Origin of the sequence: Nocardiopsis sp. RV163 (assembly GCF_001029525.1) — a bacterium.
In the GTDB taxonomy this organism is placed as follows: Bacteria; Actinomycetota; Actinomycetes; order Streptosporangiales; family Streptosporangiaceae; genus Nocardiopsis; species Nocardiopsis dassonvillei.
This window is the reverse complement of record NZ_LEKI01000323.1, coordinates 1-1,739: the sequence shown is the minus strand read 5'-3', so window position 1 is coordinate 1,739 and position 1,739 is coordinate 1. Positions and strand designations below refer to the sequence as shown.

Sequence of the window (1,739 nt, the reverse complement as noted above, 5' to 3'; positions counted from 1 at the left end):
GGGGAGGGGGACCGTAACTCATGCTCAGTACAACTTTCCGGAAGAGGACAAGGGGTTTGCGCGGCGCGTGCGGGAACACTCCGGCCCAACACGGGGCAGGGTTGGGTCACCGGATCGCATACGCCGCGGGCAGAAAGGAATGATGCCAGACCGGTGAGACTCCCACCGAACCGAACCGACGCGGCAGTCGTGGCCGGCGGGCCGAATCTACCCGCCCCGTGGGACCTTCGTCCATATTTCCGTTACCCACTCGTTGTGAGCTGCGGCTTCCCCGGTGCTCCGTGCCCGTCAGGCCTTGGTCGCGTCGGGGTCCAGGGCGGGACCGGGCTGCGCGACGGCGGGCTCGGGCTGGGCGGCGACGGCGGACTTTCGGCCGGCCTCCCACTCCTCGCGCGTGGGCGGAACGGGACGGGGCTCCTTGCGGCCGTAGCCGGCCTTCTTCATGACACCGGCGATCGCGGCGAGCACGACGCTGGCGACGAGGGCTACGGCGGTCCACAGCAGCAGGTCGCCGCCGAGGAAGACGATGACGAAGGCCGCCGCGGACCACGCCACGATCCAGGACACGGTGAGGAACCAGGCGGACAGGGTGTTGCCGTGGTCGTCGTGGTGCTCGTCGGCCATCAGGTGTTCTCCTTAGGTTCGGCTGGGCGTGCTGCCCGCGGTGCGTGTTCGGCGCCGTCGGAGTCCGCGGGCGTGGTGCCCGGGGACTCGGCGTCGAGTGTGGGGTCGTCACCGGCGTCCAGCGACCTCCACAGGTCGGAGGGCGTCTCGGACCGGGTCGCGCGCGGTGCGGCGTCCCGATCGTACCGGGTGCCCATACCAGGCCAGGCAGGGGCTCGCAGTACCGCGACCAGCCCCGCCGCGACCAGGAGGACCGCCCCGGCCACGGCCATGGCGGGCCCCGGTGCCAGCAGACTGGGGTCGGCGGCCACCTGCGCGGCCCCGGCGGTTTCGGTGGTGCTGTCGGCCATCGCGTCCAGGAGCGCACCGGGCCGGGTGGCGCCCCAGACGGCGTTGAGGGCGGCCGCTCCGCCCAGTGCGACAAGGAGGCCGACCGCCCGGCGCCCCCAGCCCCGGGTGGCGTACAGGCCCGCGATCCCGGCCAGTCCGGCCCAGCCGAAGCCGCTCAGTGCGCCGGTGAGGTCGGTTCCGGTGAGTTGGACGGAGACGGGGGCGACCGGCCCCGGCGCGGTGATTTCGCCGGTCGCCCACTGGCGTCCGGCGGCGGCGAGCAGGAGTCCGGCCCCGGCGGCCAGGGCGAGCACGGCCAGGCCGTACTCCCGGCGCGCGCGGGGCGGGGAGGCCGAACTCACAGCAGTCTCCCGGCGTCGAAGCAGGTGTGGTCGCCGGTGTGGCAGGCGGCGCCCTCCTGGTCGACGCGGACCAGGACGGTGTCCCCGTCACAGTCGAGTGCGACGGACACCACACGCTGGGTGTGTCCGGAGGTGGCGCCCTTGACCCAGTACTCGCCTCGGCTGCGCGACCAGTAGGTGGCGGAGCCGGTGGTGAGGGTGCGGTGCAGGGCCTCGTCGTCCATCCAGGCGAGCATGAGGACCTCCCCGGTGTCGTGCTGCTGCACGACGGCGGGGACGAGGCCGTCCGGGTTGCGCTTGAGTCGGGCGGCGATGTCCGGGGCGAGGCTGGTGACGCTCATGCACTCCAGGTTATGGCCGTCGCCGGAGCGTCCCGCACCGGGTGCCCCCGGCGCCGGGGCGCGGGTCGGGTCGGTGCGGGGC

The 1,739-nt window shown here is 73.5% G+C and carries 3 protein-coding genes; all 3 read right to left on the bottom strand.

The genetic code is table 11. The features are described from left to right. Positions 1-288 precede the first annotated feature (288 nt). The 3 genes from ABD54_RS26465 to hisI are packed head-to-tail and all read right to left on the bottom strand — an operon-like array spanning position 289 to position 1,657. Complete coding sequence (locus ABD54_RS26465; RefSeq protein ID WP_047872276.1) at positions 289-624, bottom strand: HGxxPAAW family protein; 336 nt, start codon at positions 622-624, stop codon at positions 289-291. Further along, a complete protein-coding gene (locus ABD54_RS26460) occupies positions 624-1,316 on the bottom strand; it encodes a Trp biosynthesis-associated membrane protein (protein ID WP_047872275.1) in 693 nt (230 codons plus the stop codon). The genes ABD54_RS26465 and ABD54_RS26460 overlap by 1 nt, the downstream gene beginning before the upstream one ends. After that, positions 1,313-1,657, bottom strand: a complete 345-nt coding sequence (hisI, locus tag ABD54_RS26455) for a phosphoribosyl-AMP cyclohydrolase (protein ID WP_047872277.1) — start codon at positions 1,655-1,657, stop codon at positions 1,313-1,315. The genes ABD54_RS26460 and hisI overlap by 4 nt, the downstream gene beginning before the upstream one ends. Between the last annotated feature and the right edge of the window lie 82 nt (positions 1,658-1,739).